This window comes from Leptothermofonsia sp. ETS-13 (assembly GCF_049200465.1).
In the GTDB taxonomy this organism is placed as follows: domain Bacteria; phylum Cyanobacteriota; class Cyanobacteriia; order Leptolyngbyales; family Leptolyngbyaceae; genus Leptothermofonsia.
The window spans coordinates 923,413-942,399 of sequence record NZ_CP120836.1; the positions used below are offsets into that span (position 1 = coordinate 923,413).

Genomic DNA, 18,987 nt, shown 5'->3' on the forward strand with positions numbered 1-18,987 from the left:
CGTCAGGTATAGCAGGCGATCGCACTCATAAAATAAATCCCCCTCTGGAAGCGCAGTTAGATTCGTTCTAAAGACGGAGAGCGATCGCTCAGGTTGCCACTACTAATACCAATTCAGAAATACCCGCTACAGATAGTGCATCGAGGATGAAGTTCCATCCGGTCAGTGATGCGATCGTCTGTGACTCTAGTTTCTGCACCTCCTATGCCAGTGCTTTGCGCAGTTGGTTGAAATCCTCATAATTTTGCCAAGCAAAGGCTGCCTTGAGGTGCTGCCAGAGCCGCTCAATTGGATTGAGTTTTGGAGCATGAGCCGGTTGAAAACCTAACAAGATGTTGTCATGCACCTGCAAAGACTTGGTGGGATGAGCGAAGGCATTATCGAGTTGAATGATGTTGAGAGAATGGGGAAATTGCTCAGATACAGCGGTAGTCATTATGGTTAGGACGAAGTACAGGGGTTCCACACCCCTGGCTGGGGGCGAAGCCCCCACTCCCTCTATAATTCCAATGTCTTAACGCACCCGCGTAGAGCTATAACTTGGCTTTGGGCCGATAACGCACGTGTAGATGCACCACCGGGTAGCTCACCTCTACTCCAGAGGTTTGTTTGAGCCATTGTTGAATCTCGCCATAGCAGTTAAACCCATCTTGTTGCTCAAGTCGGGTTTGCAGTTTCTGTTCCGCTTCAACCGGAATATGCCGTTTTCGGCCTCATTTCCACTCAGTCGTAAGCACCTGTCCCATGCCTCCCTCTCGGTATTTGCCAAACCACCGTTCAAGCGTGACTCGGTTGCGTCCTAAGATGCTCGCTGTCTGGGTTATACTCTCAACCTGTTGACTTTTGAGCAGATAAGGCAGTTGCACCCATTCTTTACTGCTTACTGTTTTCTGCTTTCGCAGCAGTTCTTTGTAGTTCTGCTTCGCTTTGAGGGATCTTGATTTTGCACACCCCGACCATGATAATTCCTTTCCTGCTGACTTCCTTTCTCTATCTGTAGCAGATAAAAATAGAATTGGTATGAGGACTCGTGCAGTAGTGCAAATGCCACTGCCATTGAGTACCATCTCACCCATCTGTTGCTTACCGTCAGGTAAGTAGCCGCGGTAGGAATACTTTAGGACGAAGTTATGACGAGGGCATCCGGCATTGCAGCATTTATATCGCTGCTTGTCCTCAGCTATCTTGCCGTGTTTGATGATATTCGGGTTATTGCATGTTGGATAATGTACGGGTTTGAGTACTCTCACTGTAATTGAGAAGGGATTGACAGATTCAAGTCATTCTGTTCTCTTTGACCATTATCCCCCTGTCTAGAACATTACCACTCTGACCAGTTCTGGTTTCTATGCCTCTAGTGTAAAAGGTACTTTTGCCATTTGCTCCTATAGATGGATGTTCATTTGTCGCGATCTCAATAAATTTTGTAGTAGTAAATCGATTAACGCTGACCAGTTTCAGCGCAATTATTCAGTTCTACATTGTATTGATTTCCAGATTGAGGCAACATCCATCATGTTGAATGCACTGATTCATTTCCTGGCAGTTATCGAGAACGTTCACAAAGGCCCTGTAATCTCGCTAGGATTGATTTTCGTAATTGGTTTTATTGCAGCGGCCGGAATAGGCTCCATTGCCTGGTATAACTCAAAGCGTCCTCTCGGTTGGGAGGATAAAGAACGCCCTGACATTGTTCCAGATATTGATTAAGTAAGCGGTTACGTCTGTTCTGATTTTAATTAATGAAAGTGAGCTTAGGAGTTTATTATGAGTTCTGAACGTGTTGAACAAGATCAGTACGATCGCGGCATTACTCCCGCCGAAACCGCTGCCCGCAAAGAGCGGGAAGGCGAAGGTTACAAAGATATTCCCGAACCTGAATCCGATCTGGATACCACGGGTGGTTATACTGTTGATAGAGAAGGTTTATTGAACAATTATGCGGTTGAGCCTGAAATGTATTATGAAGTTCCAGGCGATCGCACCCAGATCAAAGCGGCTGAAAAAGCCACCCGTGAGCAGGAATTGCACGACATTAACGATAACGATGAAAGCGGTCTCCTAACCGAGGATGCCGATAAGCGCGGTAAAGGATCGGGCATTGTGTAAGTGATGCGATCGCTTCTCTCCAGCTCCATTGAGAAAATGCACTGGTTACTCCCTCTTAATTGCCTGACCCAGGTTATCAGAGGGGGTTTATTATTGGCAGACCTGCTCCCCACCTCCTTCCCTGCGAGGGAAAGGGAGCCAGATTCAAAGCTCCTCTCCGAAGCGGAAAGGGGTTTGGGGAAAAGGTCAATTAACTTGCATATACAAGATAGTAGTCTGTCAGAATAGATTTGAAGGATAGCTCAATCTATAAAATCCATTTCCAGGGTGTTTTGAGGGTTTTCAACCCCTCAACAAAATAGTCTTGACAGACCGATAGTGAGAGAGCGTTGTTGAAAAGCAGTATGAATCGAAACAAAGTTTCAAGCACACAGCACCTATTTCATACCCAAATTCAGCAATTCCGGGCTACTTTAGAAAAACAAACCTCCCCTTTTTTCCATCCGGTTCCATCTTGATCTGCGCCACATAAAACTGTTTCTGGATCACTTCTCCCTCCGGTGTAAACGAGATTTCACCCAGCGGTGTGTCGTATTTGCCAGCCAGAATGGCTTCATTCACGGCAATTCGTTGTTCTGCCACAAGTTGTCCGACCAAATTTTTCTTTTTGTCAGCGGCTCTCAGGGCCTCTACAAACACTTGAACGGCTGTAAACCCCTGGGCACTGAACTGGGGTGGATCTTGCCTGTAGCGATCCGTATAAGCCTGGCGAAATGCTCGATTGATTGCACTGGGATGGTCAGGGCTGTAAGCCTGTGCGACCAGAACTCCGTCGCAAAGCTGCTTACAAACTGGAAAAATGTTGGGGGTGTTAAACCCATTGCCCCCCACAATCAGCCCTTTATAGCCCAGTTCGCGGATTTGACGTACCAGATTGCCACTGTCAGCCGCTAAACCCGAGATCACCATTAAATCGGGGTTGAGGTTAATGGCAGCCGTTGCCTGGATTTGAAAGTCGGTATCGGTAGTTTGAAACTTCTGAATGGTGACTATTTCAAGTCCCAGTTTATTGATCGCATTCTGAAAAATTTGAGTTTCTGACTGGCTGAAGGCATCATTTTGGGCATAGAACACAGCCACACGGCGAATTTTGGAGTTAAGTTTAAGGGCGGCTTTGAGCGAGTTGGGAGCCAGAACGGTGACTGGGGAAGCCACACGAGCCACAAAAGGTCCAATTTCTGGAATGCCCTCTGCGGTGTTGGTGGGTCCAATTACGGGAACTTTTGCGCGATCGGCGATCGGGTTTGCACTAAATGCCTGCTGAGAGGAAGAAGGACCCACAATTCCAATCACCTTGGCTTTCGTAATCAACGTCACAAACGCATTAATGGCACTGGCTTCATCACCCCCCGCATCCTGAAAGATCAGCTTAACTGGAATACCATTTACCCCTCCACGGTCGTTGAAATACCGCTCAGCAATCCTGGCACCGTTGACAGATTCCTGCCCCAAAAGGGCGAGATTGCTGGTTTCTGCCAGTGCAACCCCAATGGGAATTCCTGCGGAGAAACGATTCCTAGGTGATGAAGACTGGTTTTCGCCCGGATTCTGACAGGCTGCAAGGGAGGAAGCAAGAACGATAAATGCAATAATAAAGGCTTTTTGAACGAACACTGGTTTCGCTTTTACTTCAAGAACACAAACTTTCCGTTGTTGCCATCGGGGTCCATCTTGATCTGGGCCACGTAAAACTCTTTCTGGACGATTTCACCTTCCGGGGTGAAGGAAATTTCGCCCAGAGGGGTGTCGTATTTGCCAGCCAGCAGTTGTTTGTTCAGTTCAACCCGTAGCTGCGGTAGGGGAATTTGAGTTACCTTCTGCTTCCTATCCAACACCCTCAGGGCATCAACAAAAACCTGAACACCCGTAAATGCCTGAGCCGTAAACTGGGGTGGTTCTTTCTTGTACTGGCTCATGTAAGCCTCCCGAAAGACTTTGTTAATGGCTCCGGGATGCTCCGGGCTGTAAGCCTGGGCAATCAGTACACCATCGCAGAGGGCTTTACAGACTGGAAACAGGTTGGAGGTGTTGAGACCATTGCCACCAATGATCAGGCCTTTGTAGCCCAGTTCTCGCAGTTGTCGCACTAGATTGCCACCATCCGCGGCCAAACCCGAAATGATGACCAGATCGGGTTTTAGATTGAGAGCCGTCGTTGCCTGGGTTTGAAAGTCGGTATCGGTAGTCTGAAATTTTTGAACGGTGACAATCTCAAGTTTTTGATCCTTCACTATTTGTTGAAAAATCTCAGTTTCAGATTTGCTAAAGGCGTCGTTTTGGGCAAAGAAAATAGCGACTTTTCTGATGCCTGGGTTGATTTTTAGTGCCGCTTTAACCGAGTTGGGGGCAACTACAGAAACGGGGGCGGAAACACGAGAGATAAATTCACCGATCGCCGGAATTCCTTTAGCCGTGTTAGATGGGCCAACAACAGGTACCTCCGCATTGTTGGCAATGGGGTCGGCGCTAAAGGCTTGCTGGGAGAGGGTCGGTCCCACAATACCCACGACCCTGTCCCGATTAATTAGGGTTTGGAAGGCGTTGATAGCTCCGGCTTCGTCCCCCCCCGTATCCTGGAACATCAGCTTGATGGGGGTGCCGTTGATTCCGCCCTTATCGTTGAAGTATTTCTCCGCAATTTTTGCACCCGCCACCTGTTCCTGCCCTAAAAGAGCCACGTTGCTGGTTTGGGCTACACCAATGCCGATCGCGATTGTTCCGCCGGAGCCGCCTCCCCCAGTCTGAGGAGAACCCGTTGCAGGCGTTGTATTGGGATTATTGGCACTACAAGCACTGAGGGCGATCGCAAGCGAACCCAGCAAAACAGAAAAGCGAGAAGCAATATTCATACCTGTAAAAAAACAGCCTGTGTGTAGAGTTATCGCAGTAATCATTTCATCACATTCCAGGAATCTATGCCTACAGAAATCCGGCTTTCCTAACGTTCTCCTGGTTGCTAAGCTCCCGCTTAGCAAACCCATCGGTGGAAGCTCTGGCTTCTTAGACTCAATCGGAAGCGGGAGCTTCTTATCCAACCTGACCAGACTGGAGTCTGGTTACGAGCAATCAGTTAAGGGGGCATTTTGATTCCCCTGGCTCCCTGGTAGTCCGTCAAGCGATCTAAGGGGTAGCTCAAATCTATAAAATCCATTTCTGAAGAGTATTTTGAGAATTTTCAACACCTCAAAATACTCCTGATAAACCACTAGATTCCCTTGCTCAAGAAGATTTTACTAGGCGTTGCTGAAAAGCAGTATGAATCAAAACGAAGTTTCGAGTATACAGCACCTATTTCATACCCAAATTCAGCAACTCCGGTTTTACTAAATTGAAAATAGCTTTATTACGGAACATTTCAAGTATTCTTCTGGCTCGTAAACTTTGGTATCTTTCCCTGTTTTGTTTAGAAATCCTCTGTTAGGCTTCAAATATGGAAAAGGCTCATTAAATGGCTCTGTTCATTTAGTGGGTCTTTTATCTTAAATGTTGTCATTAAAGCTGTCATTACAACAGCGGTTCTAATTCATTCGTATCTATAGTTTTTACTGCTGGATTTCAACCATCGAAGATTTAAACTGTCGAAGCTATGAAACACTTTTCTGCCCAATGGATTGAAGAATGGTGCCAGGAGAACGGTTGGACTGACTGGTTTATGGAATGCTCTCGTTACTGGGCATTTCCTCCTAATGCGGTTATGCCAGTACCCATTCCTAATCAAGTTTTAAGAACCATTAAGGCAGAGAAAGGACTATGTTTTGAAGAAAAAATTTGGTGTTTGGTAGCCGTCTTAGGGACCATCACTGCGGGTATTTCTGCCTACTTTCTTTCCTCTCCCATGCCGCTTGTTGCTGCGTTTGCCTTCTGTGCAGTTACAGCCGCTCGACTAGAGGATGACACTCTTGCCAGCCTCTCTGAATAACACTCAGCGATCTCAACTTTGTTTCGCCTTCTGCTTGATGTAACGTTTCCATCCCTTCACTGATTCTCGTTGAAACAGTGGGGGATGTTTTCTTTATTTTCTTTATTAATTTTCTTTATTAAGATTTTCTTTTTAGGTTGGCGATCAGACTCTGGTATAGCCCTTGTCAGGGGTGTGAGGTACAGTGACAAAGCACCCCATGTACTTCACATTCCTGTACCTTCTTTAAATGAAAACCGCTATATTGCGGGAGCGGCGATATACTGAGGCGATATACTGACAAGTATCTGCTCCAGAGCCTTGAGGGTGTCAGCTTGTTACCGGATGACCTAGCGAAGAAATCGTCTGTGGCTGCCTGTCCAGTTCCGCCTGAACAGATGCCCCTCAATGAATACCGGGAGTTGAATGAGTCCTGGTTTTTCCGCTGGGCAACACTGGATCTATCTCCCTATTTGAGAAAATTGGGCTGGGTTTGGCTATGGAGTTGGGCGATCGCCGGTCCAGTAGCTGCTGCCAGTTTTCCTCCCACCAAAGACCCGGTACATTTCTTACTGATGGGTGCCGGGGGGGCCAGTATATTCCTTTCTCTAGTACTTTTGCGTCTCTACCTGGGCTGGGCGTATATCAGTTCTCGCCTCTCGGATGCCACCGTCTTTTACGAAGAATCGGGCTGGTATGACGGTCAAACCTGGTCTAAGCCCCTGGAAGTGCTTACCCAGGATCGGTTGGTGGTGACTTATCAGGTTCAGCCGCTACTGAAACGCCTGAAAAAGACCCTCGCCATTCTGACCCTGACCCTGTTGAGTGGTGGGCTGGTCTGGGTCTGGTTGTAAAAGACGCAAAACTTTTCTCTTCACAATGCCCTTCTGGTGCTAGAGTCTTACCCATGATTGGTGAAGAATTTAACTCATTGGGTTACGCTGACGCTAGCCCTTTTTAATGGCTACGAAATTGAATGACTAGGGGAAGACGTGTACAAGCCGCAGAACTGGAAGTCAGGCTACTGCGCGAAGGAATTATCGAATCGAGGCATCACGTTCAGGCTGTGGTTTGCGACAGCCGTGGACGGACGCTGCTGGTGGCCGGTAATGCGGAAACGGCAACGTTTGTGCGATCGGCGTTGAAACCCTTTCAAGCTCTGGCGGTCACCACAACCGGCACATTGGAGCGCTACGGATTGAGCGATCGCGACCTGGCGATTATTTGTAGCTCCCATAAAGGGAAAATTGAGCAGGTGCGTCAGGTATTTAACGTCCTCTGGCGCAGCGATGTCGATCCCTCCCACTTGCAGTGTCCGGTTCCTCCCGGCAGGCGCAGCCCGCTGGAATACAACTGCTCCGGTAAACACGCCGGAATGCTGGCTGTCTGTCAGCAGCGCAACTGGTCTTTAAACAGCTATTTACAGCGCAGCCACCCCGTTCAGCAGTTGATTATCCACAAGGTAGCTGAGCTTTTGCGGATGCCCGCAGAGGAATTCATTAGTGCGCGGGATGACTGCGGGGCTCCCACCTACTTCTTACAGTTGGGTCAAATTGCTTCGCTCTATGCCCTGCTTTCAGCCAGCGAAAACCTGGACATGGAGCGTATTGTGCGAGCCATGATCCATCATCCAGCAATGGTAGCAGGTGATGGCGAATTTGACACAGAACTGATGCGGCTCACCCAGGGAGAGTTGGTCAGCAAGGCAGGAGCGGAAGGCGTCCAGTGTATTGGACGCTTGGGTGAAGGGATGGGGCTGGCGATTAAGGTCATGGATGGTGCCAAACGAGCCAAATATGCCGTTGCTATTCACCTGCTAAAACAGATGGGCTGGATTACCCCCTCCGTTTCAGAAACGCTGGCTGAGAACTTTATGACCCTCAGCAACGTCACTCGCCTGGAAGTATCAGGGGATCTTTCCATGCTGTAGATTTACCACGTTGGATCTCACTCCATAAAGCGCCACGAAACGATAGGCTGGGGAGAGGACTTGATCGCCATTCAAGCCTCTTCTTGAAGCGCTATACAATGAAATTCATTCCTTTCTTTGCCTTAATCCTGATACCAGTAGTATGGAACCAGGTAGTATGGAACCAGCCTGCACCTGCCCAGGCACCGCCACCTCCTTTGCGCCTGACTCCTGCTCAAATTCAACGAATTTCGAGCGGGCTGTACCGCTTCAATTCTCAGGACTTCTTCAATCGAGGCCAGCGGCGACTGGAAGATGAAATCCAGATCTTGACTCAGAGACGCCAGTTTTTGACAGAAGGCATCCTGAAGATTGATCAGAAGACTTTGAAGCAGCCCGACTTTTCTCAGTTTGAACGTCGCCACCCTGGTAGTTTACCAGGCAGATTTTGAAGGTTATAAACCCTTCAAAACCCCGTAAATTTGTTTTTCTGGGTTTAGATAAGCAGGCAAAGTTACTTTGGTGAACCACTAGTGGACGATGGCATCAGTCCAGTAACCATTGGGTTGGGGAGTGGGGAGCAGGAGAGAACCAGAAGGGTATCTGTATTCTCGCCATTCTCGCCGTGCTGTACTAGTATTGCAAACACTAAATTTTGCAACATGGGGGTGTGGGGACGAAGCCCCCAGCCAGGGGGGGACCTCTGCACCCCGTCCTAAGCCTAGTGGCTATAGCTATACATGCCCTGGTAAACTTTTCAGCGTAATGAGTGAAGCGTTTGAAGCCTATGAAACCAGTTGTAGCCGAAATTAGAATTGAACATCAGCCCAGCATAGAGACGCTTGAGCAATTGGGTGTTTTTCGCTGGCCAACCTGGTCAAAAGAAGCTTCTGAGTTTCCCTGGACCTATGAAGATCAGGAAACCTGCTATTTCCTGGAAGGGGAGGTGAGTGTCACTCCAGATGGGGGAGACCCGGTGCAGATAGGCAAAGGCGACCTGGTGACCTTCCCAGCAGGGATGTCCTGCACCTGGAAGATTTTGAAGGATGTCAGAAAACATTATCGATTTGGATAAATCGCCCCCCTCTTTCCTCTTCCCTACTCCCCACGGCCTGTTATAAAGCTCAAAACTCCTCCATCCCCATCTAACCCAACTTGCACACCAACGGGTAGTGTAGCGTTGACGCCATCGTGGCCAAAGGGAAGGTTAGAGACAATCGGAATCCCTAGGTCACTGAGGCGATCGCGCAAAACCTCCTCTACGGTAAAGCTGGGAATGTTAGCCGGTGGCTCACACTGACTGAAGCGACCGAGGGCAATTCCCTTAACCTGGGTGAAGAATCCACCCAGTCGCCATTGGGTCAACATCCGGTCGATCCGGTAGGGGGCTTCCCCCACATCTTCAAAGGCAAGAATAGCGCCTGCAAAGTCAGGCTGAATTGGGGTTGCCAGGAGGGTGGTTGCAACCGTGAGGTTCATCGGGAGCAGAGGTCCGACTGTCTGCCCACCTCCCCAACCGACTCCTTTCAGCGGTTCCAATGGGCGACCTTCTACCCAATTAAACAGGCGGTCAATCGACCAGTCGGGTTCTGCTGCCAGAGTTGTTAACAGGGGTCCGTGAACGCCAGAGATTCTCTGCTGATAAAGGCTAAGCAACAGACTGGTGACATCGGAGAATCCAATCAACCATCTGGGAGCAGAGCAGGGCCATGCCCAGTCCTCTAGCAGGCGAGCACCACCATAGCCACCGCGGGCACAGAGGATGCCGCGACAGGCTGGATCTTGCAGGGCTGTCATCAATTGCTGACGGCGATTGTCGTCGCTGCCTGCCAGGTACCCCCAGCGATCGCGAAAGCCAGGAGTCAGTTCAACCTGGTAACCGCGCGATCGCCACACTTCCACGCCTTTATGAAAGGTTTCCAACTCCCGTAACGCGCCACTGGGAGCAATGACGTGCAGCCGATCACCGGGCTTTAGGGGAGGAGGAAGTTGGCAATCCTTCATTGGGGAAACTCGGGTGAGCGATCGTCGTTCTGCCGCTCCAGCAACCGATTAATTTTATTTTTTTATAGCTCTACGCGGGTGCGTTAGGACATTGGAATTAGAGAGGGAGGGCTTCGCGCCCAGCCAGGGTTCCACCCCTGCACCCCGTCCTAACCATATTGTGTTGAGTTTTCTCAAATTAGAAATACCTTGCTGAATATCCGTTAACTTCAAAATTGCCTGCCGTAGTTGTGCCCGTTCATCCGCCACATCCAACATTGTTTGGTGCAATTCGGAGCGCTCATCCGCTGCCGCTTGAATGGCTCTGGCATTCGAGGCAATCAACTGTCTCAATTCGTCGTCGGTCATGGAGAAGATTGAAACTTTATATTTTACTCATCATAGCGACTCCCCAGATCCCCTTCTCCTCTGGTTAACCCTGCTTCTCCGCTCCCCTTCCCTCCGCCTGGCGCCCTATTTTCGACTCACTTGATTCCGGTTCGGGGTACTCTCTGGCTTAGATCAAGCCTGGCCCGCAGTTCATCCTTAATTCGGTTGAGGATGGAGGCCTCATCTAGGGATGCCAGAATCCGGGTAACAACGGCTTTCGGCCCATCCGGTCCCCAGGACGCACCATTCGCCAGGTAGGCTTTTGTCACCTGTCCAATTCCGTAGGAGGAAACTCCGGCAACCCCTGCTTGAGTCAGGGCAACCGAGGCGTAGGCAGCAAGGGAAACCCCTCCAGTTGCGGGGGCGGATAAACCCAGCAGGGTTTTCAAAGAGCTCAAGCCCAGGTTGGTCATCAGTTCACTGGCTGTAATACCACCCATGGAAAGGGCAATTTTCTGGAGCAGATTCACAGCTCCCTGCTGATTCATGGAAATCCCGTAGAGTTTTGACAAAGCCAGGATCATAGCCACGTCAATCACTGCACTGCTGAGGATATCGACCAGAGTAATGGGATTGAGGGCGATCGCCACCGCCTTCGTCATCACTCCATTCCAGATGATGCGGTTGGCGCTCTGATCCCGGATCATCATCTTGCGCTCTACTAGACGCTCGTTTGCCTCATCGGCGTAGAGCATGGAGTTGAGGGCAACGAGTGATTTGCCTTCCCGGTGCAGAATTTCCAGAATTTTCAGCTTCAAGTCGTCAATCTGGGGGCGGCCAACACTCAACTGGGCGGAGAGGGTACCATCGGGACGGCGAACGGCCCTGGCAACCAGAGGAGAGGCCGCCGCCATCACAATTTCATCGGGGGAGAGCAGTTCCCGCACCCGCTCATCCCGAATTTTTTGATAAATAGCCAGGCGATCAGCATCGGGATACTGGTCAATTTTGTTAAATACCAGCAGGATTGGCTTACTGGCTTCCCGCAATTCTGACAATGCCTGGTGCTCTACCTTCGTCATGTCGCCTGCAATGAGGAACAGAATCAGATCGGCTTGTTTAGCAATCTGTCGCGCCAGGGCTTCCCGCGCTTCCCCATCAACCTCATCAATGCCAGGGGTGTCAATCAGTTCAATGGAGGAGTTGCCAATACTGGGCAGGGAAACGCGCAGAAGGGGATGATGAATCCCTTCGACCGTTTCCTGAGTAATCTTCCAGTTAGCACTCTGGCAAACACGAGTGACACCATGGATCGGTCCAGTTTCAAACACCTGATCCCCTAGCAAAGCGTTGAGCAGGGAAGATTTGCCTCGCCCCACCATACCGAACACAGCAATGTGAACGACCTGGCGATCGAGCTTGTCCAGCATAAACTCTAAGCCGCTAATTTCTGGTTCCAGCCCACGGCGCTCCTGGGGAGTCAGGTCGAGGTTTTCTACCAGTTCCCGCAACGCTCCCTGGGCCTGCCGGTAATTCAGTTCTGCCTGAATATCTTCGAAACTGAAGATGGCTTCATCCAGTTCCTGATTAAGTTCATGAAAGGCAGATGGGGTTCCCAAATTTGGGTTTGGTTCAGACATGGATGGCTAGAAAAGTGACGCTGTTTCGCTCAAGACTTATGACCGATCAATACTCCTCCACGTTCCCTCTCCCCTCTAACAACCAACAACATATAGCAGTCCTCAATCAGTCGTGAGATTGGAAGGCTTTGTAAAAACTGCGGAATCCTTTCTCACAATCCAAACAGGATTGCTATATCCTTCATCCCTCGCTATCTTGAGTTGAAAGTTGTTGCGGACTGGTCGGATTTTCGGTTGAGGCAGAGAAGGTTTGTGGCTGCTTTTGGGTAGGGTAGGCTTCTGGGGCAGGCATGCCATTCCGAATTTCAAATTCAGGTCTGGGAGGGGGCAGGCGATCAACGGAGCGGCGTTGACTGGAAGGTTTTTGCGATCGCATAAAAGTCTGCCAGGCCACTTTGATACCTACCATAACGCTCCGAGTTCCTGACTGAACTTTCTGCGCCTGTTTGCGAACGTTGCTCAGGCTTTCATCCACCTGCTTAACGACGTTGCCAGCACTCTGCACTCCCTCGCTAACGTCGTCTGTCAGGTCACTGATCTCCATCCCCGTTAACCGAATCGCCTCCAGGGTGGGCGGAAACTCTCGCCGGAGGGTATCAAACAACTTCTCAGCACTGCGTGCGGCACGGGACAACTCTCTCAACGTCGGGATTGCCACTGCCAGCACAATCGTCAGACTGGCGGTGACAAATAACAGTGACAGTACTAGCCAGAAAAGGGGATCGGTCACGGCAAATGCCTAGGTTCAATGCCTACAAATTATCGCGGACAGGTTTGTCTACTTCAGAAGAGGCTTTGGCTTCCATGGTTTCTACAACCTGACGTTCTCGTTGGGTGGCTTCGATCCCAGCAGCGATCGCTTCCCGTAAACGAATTAGCGTACTGTCCCAATTGCGCAACGCCGATTCCGAAAGACGGTCTGCCTGAAGTTGAACACTGCTGGACAGGTCTTCTGCCAGTTCTGGCAGAGCATCGGCAGATTTTCTGAGTAACTGCCGGGTTTCTCGACCAGCACGGGGAGCCACCAGAATACCAGCGACTGCACCCAATGCAGCCCCTACAATCAAACCTCCAATGAATGCTCCAGAACGATTATTTGACATCTCCCATCCCCGTGACACTATCCACTCTACCTCACCATTTTGACGCATGATGCCTCAACGGTTCCTGATCCGTCGCTTACCAAATTTAGAAGCCGGACTCAGGAAAAAACCACAACGCCAAAAAATTTGACTCAGGCTAAGCAGCTTCATGATCTGTTGAATGCGTTGAAGCTGAGGTTCTACGCCCTCTAAACTTTTTCGCAAATGATGAGTCCCGGATTGCCCCATCAAAATATATTTTGGAGCAGGGGAAAGTACCCGATGAACCTTCCGTTCCACAGCGGTCAGAGTATCTGCTGCGTTGGCAAGCTGGCGTTTCAATCGCCAAAGTTGCCATGCAACCAACAGACAGCCCAGTCCAATTAATCCATTCAGTATTAAAACAATCGTCAGCATCCTCTTTCCGCCGTCTCAACATTCCTCTCATTGTAATGAGGATGAGTTGAATGAGTTGTTTGTTGTTTGTCAGGGGGAAGGGGCGATCGCATTTACTTGCTGCTGTGAGAAACCCATCTCCAGAAGAAATTGTCAATGAATGCAACACAAAATCCTCAATATCCAAATTGAAGGCAATAATCAACATCTGGGGGAGTGGAGAAGCAGGGAGTAAGGTTGGAGTTTGTCAAATTTTTTGTGGCAATCCTGGAAAGGAGGTCGAGGGAACCAGGGTTTCAAGGATCCAGAACCCCGTTTCCAGAACACCCTCCTCAGAAACTCAAAACTTATCCATCCCTCACCCATCTCTACCAACTAAAAACTCATCACTCCTGATTCCCTCACTCCCCAACCCCTAACCTCTTCTTTTCTCACAACACAAATCATGGTGCAATCAACTTCAACCATCCTCTATGTCAATCCCACAACAGGGAATGACAGTAACAGTGGGACTCAGACTGCTCCCTTCAAAACGATAACTCGTGCGCTTCAGCAGGCTAGGGCGGGAACGACGATTCAGCTTGCGCCAGGGACTTATAGTGCGGCAACAGGCGAGGTGTTTCCCCTGGTTATTCCCAACGGGGTAACGGTTCTGGGAAATGAGGCAAGTAAGGGGAGTGGCATTGTGGTGACCGGGAGCGGCAAGTTTGTTAGCCCGACCTTTGCCAGTCAAAATGTGACGTTTCGTCTGGAAAACAATGCCCAACTGCGGGGAGTAACCGTCACCAACTCGGAGATTCGGGGGACGGCAGTTTGGGTTGAGTCAACCAATCCGGCGATCACCCACAATACCTTTATCCACAACAAACGAGAAGGCGTGTTTGCAACGGGTAAGGCTAACCCTGCGGTTTTAGATAATGTTGCTATTCAAAATGCTTCCACCGGATTTACCATCGTCCGCAACAGTAAAGGGGAGTGGCGACGCAACGTTTGCCAGAAGACGGGTTTTGGTTTCGCCATCAGCGACGATGCGGCTCCGCTGATTGCCGACAACCGCGTTATTGAAAACCGTTCTGGCATTGTGATTAATCGACAGTGTAAACCCGTCTTGCGGGGAAACCTGGTGGAGAAGAATACGGAAGTGGGGTTGGTTGTGACTGAAAACGCCCTGCCTGATCTGGGCAAAAGCCAGGACCCCGGTGGCAATATCTTTCGCGACAATGGGGAATTTGACCTGCAAAACACCACATCGCTGACCATTGTCTCCGTCGGGAATCAACTGAACCCAATTCGAGTGCAGGGGCGTGTTGATTTTGTTGCCAGCGAGATCCCACCCCCTATTCCCACGCCCGTTCCCACACCCGCTCCCACTCCTGTTCCAACACCTGCCCCCACCCCTACTCCAACGCCCTTTCCTTCCGGGTTTAGTGATACCCAGGGGCACTGGGCAGCAGGTTTTATTCAGGGCCTGGTCAGCCGGGAATTCATCCGGGGGTTTGAAGATGGCACCTTTCGGCCTGAAGCCCAACTCACCCGCGCCCAGTATGCCGCGATTCTGGCTAAAGCCTTTGACCTGCCAGCCAGGCAACCAGCGGCTAATTTTTCCGATGTGCCCAGTAGCTTTTGGGCCTATGGTGCGATTCAGAAGGCGGCTCAGATGGGTTTTCTGTCTGGGTTCCCGGATGGAACCTTTCGCCCCAATCAGAACCTGACACGAGTGCAGGCAATGGTGTCGCTGGTGAATGGTTTGGGGTTGACGGGAGGGGTGCTGGATGCCCTCAGCTTCTATCGCGATCGCGCCCAGATCCCCAGCTATGCCACGGATGAAATCGCCACCGCCACCCAACGGCGTATGATTGTCAACTATCCCAACGTGCGGCAACTGGAACCCATGCGGGAGATCAAGCGAGGAGAGGTGGTGGCACTCATCTACCAGGCACTGGTGTTACAAAACCGGGCACCGGCCATTCCCTCTCCCTACATCGTTGCTGCGGATACTTCGGCTCCTGCCTTTACTGACATTCAGGGGCATTGGGCGGCAGACTTTATTCTGGGGCTGGCCAGCCAGAATTTGATTCGCGGGTTTGAGGATGGCACCTTTCGCCCCGAAACCAGCATTAATCGGGCCCAGTACGCAGCAATTATTGCAAAGGCGTTTAACCCCACACCCAAACGAGACGCCATTCCCTTTCCAGACGTTCCCGCCAATTTTTGGGCAAAAGCCGCGATTGACCAGGCATATCGGGGGGGCTTTATTTCCGGTTTCCCGGATGGCACCTTCAAACCGGATCAAAATGTTCTCAGGCTTCAGATTTTGCTTTCCCTGGTTAGCGGGTTGGGGTTACCCGCTGCCGATGTCGCAGTTCTGAATGTTTACAGCGATCGCGACACCATTCCCCAAAACGCCCGCAATGCGATCGCCACCGCCACCCAGCAGCGCCTGGTCGTCAGCTATCCCGATGTGCGGCAGATGAAACCCCTGCAAGAAGCCACCCGGGCAGAAGTGTCTGCAATGGTCTATCAGGCCCTCGTCCGGGCAGGGAAAGCCGCTGCGATCGCCTCCCCTTACATCGTGGTGGTGTGATGTCGTTGCTGCTTAAAGCTTGCCAGACCTGACCCCCAGCCTCTTCCCTGGCAGGGAATGGGAGCCAAATTTATAGTGGTAGTCATTATGGTTAGGACGGGGTGCAGGGGTGGCCCCTCTGGCTGAGGGTGGAAGCCCCTACACCTCCTTAGAACCAATGTCCTGAGCAACTTAGCGACAGCTATAAATGACTGCTCTCACAGCCAGTTGCCGACCAGAACATAGGGAGCCCAGTAACCGGGGCGGCTGTAGTTGGGATACTGCTTAAGCAGGGTCAACTGGGCCCGACGGAGGGCTTCGGCTTTGGTCACTTTTGCCGTTGATAGTTCGCGGTAAAACTCGCCGATGAAGAGGGCAGTGGAGCGATCGTCAATCTGCCAGAGGGATGCCAGGGTGCTGCGTGCCCCAGCCCGTATAGCCACTCCTGCCAGTCCTAAGGCTGCCCGGTTATCTCCGGCAGCAGTCTGGCAGGCACTCAGAACCAATAGTTCAATGGCTTCAGCGGGAGTTTGAGTGCGGCTGCGAAGAATACGGTCGAGCTGGCTGACGTCGATAGGGCCATCGGCGGCCAGGATGAAGGTGTCTTTTGCCTGGGAACTGAACTGACCATGAGTGGCAAGGTGGACAACTTTGAAAGGCAGGGCATTAACCTGTTTTTCTAAAGCAGTCTGGGTAAAGGTTTGATCCAGGAGTTGGGTGGTGGAGAGTCCTGCCTGCTGGATCAGATCCAGTTCGGCTTTGACTTCGGGGAGGGGGGCAAATTGACTGTAGGCGGGGGGAGGTTGGGTCAGTCCGGCGGTGAGGGCGTTGAGTTGGGTCTGAGCCAGGGGTTGGGGGGCAAACAGTTGCAGTCCGGGGCTAAGCGCAACGGCATATTTTTCGACCAAGTACTGGTTACCGTCGTAAAGCGCGGCCATCGGAATGTTTCGCAACAGTCCATCCAGCACAAAAACCAGGGTGTTGACCCGGCTCTGCTGCAAATCGGCTTCTACAGGTTGAATCAGCCAGCGATAGACCTGGTGGGAGAGCGATCGCACCTCCTTCGCCGCATCTGGTTCTTTTATCACCTGTTGCAGCCGTGCCAGAACTCGTTCTACCTCTTTTTCTGGCAAAGGAATGGCGTGGTAGCGCAGCGGTTGGTTGGGGGCTTTGAGAATCACCGCCAACTGGTTTTCCAGAATGATGGGGTAGAAGATGGCGGCGGTGGGATTTTCCCGGTCAACCACCTGATCCAGTAAAACTGGCTGGGCGTTCAGGCAGGCTTCCCGGAAGAAATTATCCAGTTCCGCAAGCTGGAGCAACTCAATCAAACGGCGGGCTTTGTCCAGGTTTTGTGGGCTGGGAGATTCCCCCTGGGAAAGTAGCAGCTCGACGGTTTGACGATAGACAGGCTCAACGCTATCTCGAAAGGTGAATTGCACGTCCTGATTAACGGCAACTAGATCGCTGCGGAGGGACTGGAGGGTGTTGACAGCAGCTTCGTAGGCCGCGATCGCCCCTGGGATAGAATTCTGCTGCTTCAGTAAACGCCCAAGTTGCCACTGCCAGCGGTAGGAAATATCGGCAGCACTGACTGATTGCGACAACAGCAATGCCTGCTCGGTCAGGTGCTGGGCCTCTGCCCATTGCCGATTTTGCTCATAGATTCCCCCCAGGCTACCCAGGGCAAAGGATTCTGCCCGGCGATCGCCCAGGCTTTGAGCCTGCTGAACGGCCATTGCCAGGATCTGCGCCAGTTTCTGAGTCGCCAGTGGTGAATTGCTTCCCGGCTTCCACCCTCTCATCACGGTTTGCACCAGATTAATCCGGGCATCAATCCCAGGTCGGCTGGGGGGAAGGGCCTCTACCTGCATCCAGACGTGGAGTAGGAGCGTTTCTGCCTCGGCTCGTTGCCCCGTTTCTACCAGCAAACTGAGCCAGTTGAGCCTTGCCTGGGTTTGCAAAATGGGGGAAGGGGAACGCTGGGCTGCCTGTTTGTAAAACTCCTGTGCCTGCTGGGGTTGCTGTTGAGCGCGGGCGGTATTGCCCAGGCTGAACAAAGCCGCACTTTCTTCCGCGGTGGATTTGAGCTGGCGGGCGATCGCCAAACTCTGTTGCAAAACCTGACGGGACTGTTCCAGATCGCCAATTACCTGGAGGGCATCACCCAGCGATCGCAGCCCCACAGCTTTGACCAGGGAATCGGGCTGGGGTTGTAGTGCCTGGTTGAGTTCTGTGAGCGTATCGAGCGATCGCCGGTAAAATCCCATTGCCTGCCATGCCTGGGCCTGATTCAAACGGCTACGCATTTCGCCCGTCTGGTCTCCTCCCCTGACATGCAACTCGGCTGCCTGCTGCCAGGTTGCCAGTGCCGCTTCCGTTTGCCCCATGCCAAACTGTAATCGCCCCTGGATATCCAATGTCTGTGCCAGGAGCCTCTGTTGCTGGTCGCCGGTTGCCTCTTGCCTGAGCAAACCCAGACTCTCCTCAACCGCCTGTTTTGCCTCCGACCAGGCTCCCAACTGCTGATAGGCCAGGGAAAGATTACTCAAGGTTACGGCTTGTCGTAGAGAGTCGCCCTGCGATCGATAATCCTGTACGGCCTGCTGCAAGACCTTCACCGCGTCTGCGAAGCGCCCGGCATCGTAAAGCGCTTTTCCCTGTTGGAGGGGAGCGGGGGGATTGATGGAGGGAGGGGGGGAGAGGGGTATGGATGGGGATGATTGAATCGCCGCTGCTTTTGCCGGGCAGGATGAACTAACTATGCAAATCAGAAGGGTTGTAGCAATGAGGGAGGGATACATATGGGAGGTAGAGGGGGAAGGGTGGGGGAAGGGAGGGAGGAGCAATCCCTGATCGGTTGTCTCGTTGCCAGTCAGGAGCCTGACAATGTCGATTAGAAGCTTCTGCTTCCTATGTTGGTTTAGCTTCACAAATGCATAAACCACTCTTTAGCCCCTAAACCCTGGCCCCTTAAAGAGTTGGGGTTAACTCAGCTGAAAAACTTTGTAGTTTTCGGAGGGGCTCTAAAGATGCTTTCTCCTAAAGATGCTTTCTCCTAAAGATGCTTTCTCTTT

At 51.4% G+C, this 18,987-nt stretch carries 19 protein-coding genes and 1 pseudogene; 9 read left to right on the top strand and 11 right to left on the bottom strand.

Features of this window, described 5'->3' with window-relative positions:
- Nucleotides 1-202 precede the first annotated feature (202 nt).
- Complete coding sequence (locus P4D80_RS04235; RefSeq protein WP_421657631.1) at nucleotides 203-436, bottom strand: transposase; 234 nt, start codon at nucleotides 434-436, stop codon at nucleotides 203-205.
- Nucleotides 437-569: 133 nt separating this feature from the next.
- On the opposite strand from P4D80_RS04235, the gene P4D80_RS04240 reads away from it, so the two are divergent.
- On the top strand, nucleotides 570-803 hold the full coding sequence (locus P4D80_RS04240; protein ID WP_421659623.1) for a hypothetical protein: 234 nt from the start codon (nucleotides 570-572) through the stop codon (nucleotides 801-803).
- 219 nt (nucleotides 804-1,022) lie between these two features.
- Here the strand turns inward: P4D80_RS04240 and P4D80_RS04245 are convergent.
- Nucleotides 1,023-1,250: pseudogene (locus P4D80_RS04245) on the bottom strand (IS1-like element transposase); the annotation flags it as partial.
- A gap of 265 nt (nucleotides 1,251-1,515) precedes the next feature.
- Between P4D80_RS04245 and psb35 the strand changes: the two are divergent.
- Nucleotides 1,516-1,710, top strand: coding sequence for a photosystem II assembly protein Psb35 (psb35, locus tag P4D80_RS04250; RefSeq protein ID WP_421657633.1), 195 nt, complete (start codon nucleotides 1,516-1,518; stop codon nucleotides 1,708-1,710).
- 57 nt (nucleotides 1,711-1,767) lie between these two features.
- Nucleotides 1,768-2,109: a hypothetical protein gene (locus P4D80_RS04255; RefSeq protein WP_421657635.1), complete on the top strand. Its 342-nt coding sequence runs from the start codon at nucleotides 1,768-1,770 to the stop codon at nucleotides 2,107-2,109.
- A gap of 408 nt (nucleotides 2,110-2,517) precedes the next feature.
- On the opposite strand, the gene P4D80_RS04260 is transcribed toward P4D80_RS04255, so the two are convergent.
- A complete protein-coding gene (locus P4D80_RS04260; RefSeq protein WP_421657636.1) occupies nucleotides 2,518-3,723 on the bottom strand; it encodes an ABC transporter substrate-binding protein in 1,206 nt (401 codons plus the stop codon).
- Nucleotides 3,724-3,734: 11 nt separating this feature from the next.
- Complete coding sequence (locus P4D80_RS04265; RefSeq protein WP_421657637.1) at nucleotides 3,735-5,003, bottom strand: ABC transporter substrate-binding protein; 1,269 nt, start codon at nucleotides 5,001-5,003, stop codon at nucleotides 3,735-3,737.
- A 692-nt stretch (nucleotides 5,004-5,695) separates the two neighbouring features.
- Here P4D80_RS04265 and P4D80_RS04270 point away from each other — a divergent pair.
- From P4D80_RS04270 to P4D80_RS04290, 5 genes are all read left to right on the top strand, one after another.
- On the top strand, nucleotides 5,696-6,028 hold the full coding sequence (locus tag P4D80_RS04270) for a hypothetical protein (protein ID WP_421657638.1): 333 nt from the start codon (nucleotides 5,696-5,698) through the stop codon (nucleotides 6,026-6,028).
- Between the two features lie 347 nt (nucleotides 6,029-6,375).
- Nucleotides 6,376-6,861, top strand: a complete 486-nt coding sequence (locus P4D80_RS04275; RefSeq protein WP_421657640.1) for a CGLD27 family protein — start codon at nucleotides 6,376-6,378, stop codon at nucleotides 6,859-6,861.
- 122 nt (nucleotides 6,862-6,983) lie between these two features.
- The gene (locus tag P4D80_RS04280; RefSeq protein WP_421657641.1) at nucleotides 6,984-7,937 is read left to right on the top strand and encodes an asparaginase; all 954 of its coding nucleotides are present in this window, start codon (nucleotides 6,984-6,986) and stop codon (nucleotides 7,935-7,937) included.
- 98 nt (nucleotides 7,938-8,035) lie between these two features.
- Entirely contained in the window at nucleotides 8,036-8,368 is a 333-nt protein-coding gene (locus P4D80_RS04285) for a hypothetical protein (RefSeq protein WP_421657642.1), read from the top strand.
- 335 nt (nucleotides 8,369-8,703) lie between these two features.
- Nucleotides 8,704-8,991, top strand: a complete 288-nt coding sequence (locus P4D80_RS04290) for a cupin domain-containing protein (RefSeq protein ID WP_421657643.1) — start codon at nucleotides 8,704-8,706, stop codon at nucleotides 8,989-8,991.
- A 23-nt stretch (nucleotides 8,992-9,014) separates the two neighbouring features.
- Here the strand turns inward: P4D80_RS04290 and P4D80_RS04295 are convergent, their stop codons facing one another.
- From P4D80_RS04295 to P4D80_RS04320, 6 genes are all read right to left on the bottom strand, one after another.
- Nucleotides 9,015-9,920, bottom strand: a complete 906-nt coding sequence (locus tag P4D80_RS04295; protein ID WP_421657644.1) for a S66 peptidase family protein — start codon at nucleotides 9,918-9,920, stop codon at nucleotides 9,015-9,017.
- 54 nt (nucleotides 9,921-9,974) lie between these two features.
- Nucleotides 9,975-10,268, bottom strand: coding sequence for a hypothetical protein (locus P4D80_RS04300; protein WP_421657645.1), 294 nt, complete (start codon nucleotides 10,266-10,268; stop codon nucleotides 9,975-9,977).
- Nucleotides 10,269-10,384: 116 nt separating this feature from the next.
- On the bottom strand, nucleotides 10,385-11,869 hold the full coding sequence (locus P4D80_RS04305) for a GTP-binding protein (RefSeq protein ID WP_421657646.1): 1,485 nt from the start codon (nucleotides 11,867-11,869) through the stop codon (nucleotides 10,385-10,387).
- A gap of 181 nt (nucleotides 11,870-12,050) precedes the next feature.
- Nucleotides 12,051-12,599 (bottom strand): DUF948 domain-containing protein, encoded by a 549-nt coding sequence (locus P4D80_RS04310; protein ID WP_421657647.1) that lies wholly within the window; start codon nucleotides 12,597-12,599, stop codon nucleotides 12,051-12,053.
- Nucleotides 12,600-12,621: 22 nt separating this feature from the next.
- The gene (locus P4D80_RS04315; RefSeq protein ID WP_421657648.1) at nucleotides 12,622-12,972 is read right to left on the bottom strand and encodes a YtxH domain-containing protein; all 351 of its coding nucleotides are present in this window, start codon (nucleotides 12,970-12,972) and stop codon (nucleotides 12,622-12,624) included.
- Nucleotides 12,973-13,026: 54 nt separating this feature from the next.
- Nucleotides 13,027-13,368: a hypothetical protein gene (locus tag P4D80_RS04320; protein WP_421657649.1), complete on the bottom strand. Its 342-nt coding sequence runs from the start codon at nucleotides 13,366-13,368 to the stop codon at nucleotides 13,027-13,029.
- A 424-nt stretch (nucleotides 13,369-13,792) separates the two neighbouring features.
- Between P4D80_RS04320 and P4D80_RS04325 the strand changes: the two genes are divergently transcribed.
- Complete coding sequence (locus P4D80_RS04325) at nucleotides 13,793-15,931, top strand: S-layer homology domain-containing protein (protein ID WP_421657650.1); 2,139 nt, start codon at nucleotides 13,793-13,795, stop codon at nucleotides 15,929-15,931.
- Nucleotides 15,932-16,128: 197 nt separating this feature from the next.
- On the opposite strand, the gene P4D80_RS04330 is transcribed toward P4D80_RS04325, so the two are convergent.
- Nucleotides 16,129-18,714 carry a CHAT domain-containing protein gene (locus tag P4D80_RS04330; RefSeq protein ID WP_421657651.1) on the bottom strand — a complete coding sequence of 862 codons (2,586 nt, stop codon included), beginning with the start codon at nucleotides 18,712-18,714 and terminating at the stop codon, nucleotides 16,129-16,131.
- Between the last annotated feature and the right edge of the window lie 273 nt (nucleotides 18,715-18,987).

What these genes read in the sequence shown, in the direction of transcription:
- P4D80_RS04235 (WP_421657631.1), bottom strand. Translation starts at nt 436, where the DNA reads ATGACTACCGCTGTATCTGAGCAATTTCCCCATTCTCTCAACATCATT.
- P4D80_RS04240 (WP_421659623.1), top strand. Translation starts at nt 570, where the DNA reads ATGCACCACCGGGTAGCTCACCTCTACTCCAGAGGTTTGTTTGAGCCA.
- psb35 (WP_421657633.1), top strand. Translation starts at nt 1,516, where the DNA reads ATGTTGAATGCACTGATTCATTTCCTGGCAGTTATCGAGAACGTTCAC.
- P4D80_RS04255 (WP_421657635.1), top strand. Translation starts at nt 1,768, where the DNA reads ATGAGTTCTGAACGTGTTGAACAAGATCAGTACGATCGCGGCATTACT.
- P4D80_RS04265 (WP_421657637.1), bottom strand. Translation starts at nt 5,003, where the DNA reads ATGATTACTGCGATAACTCTACACACAGGCTGTTTTTTTACAGGTATG.
- P4D80_RS04270 (WP_421657638.1), top strand. Translation starts at nt 5,696, where the DNA reads ATGAAACACTTTTCTGCCCAATGGATTGAAGAATGGTGCCAGGAGAAC.
- P4D80_RS04280 (WP_421657641.1), top strand. Translation starts at nt 6,984, where the DNA reads ATGACTAGGGGAAGACGTGTACAAGCCGCAGAACTGGAAGTCAGGCTA.
- P4D80_RS04285 (WP_421657642.1), top strand. Translation starts at nt 8,036, where the DNA reads ATGAAATTCATTCCTTTCTTTGCCTTAATCCTGATACCAGTAGTATGG.
- P4D80_RS04290 (WP_421657643.1), top strand. Translation starts at nt 8,704, where the DNA reads ATGAAACCAGTTGTAGCCGAAATTAGAATTGAACATCAGCCCAGCATA.
- P4D80_RS04295 (WP_421657644.1), bottom strand. Translation starts at nt 9,920, where the DNA reads ATGAAGGATTGCCAACTTCCTCCTCCCCTAAAGCCCGGTGATCGGCTG.
- P4D80_RS04300 (WP_421657645.1), bottom strand. Translation starts at nt 10,268, where the DNA reads ATGACCGACGACGAATTGAGACAGTTGATTGCCTCGAATGCCAGAGCC.
- P4D80_RS04305 (WP_421657646.1), bottom strand. Translation starts at nt 11,869, where the DNA reads ATGTCTGAACCAAACCCAAATTTGGGAACCCCATCTGCCTTTCATGAA.
- P4D80_RS04315 (WP_421657648.1), bottom strand. Translation starts at nt 12,972, where the DNA reads ATGTCAAATAATCGTTCTGGAGCATTCATTGGAGGTTTGATTGTAGGG.
- P4D80_RS04320 (WP_421657649.1), bottom strand. Translation starts at nt 13,368, where the DNA reads ATGCTGACGATTGTTTTAATACTGAATGGATTAATTGGACTGGGCTGT.
- P4D80_RS04325 (WP_421657650.1), top strand. Translation starts at nt 13,793, where the DNA reads ATGGTGCAATCAACTTCAACCATCCTCTATGTCAATCCCACAACAGGG.
- P4D80_RS04330 (WP_421657651.1), bottom strand. Translation starts at nt 18,714, where the DNA reads ATGTATCCCTCCCTCATTGCTACAACCCTTCTGATTTGCATAGTTAGT.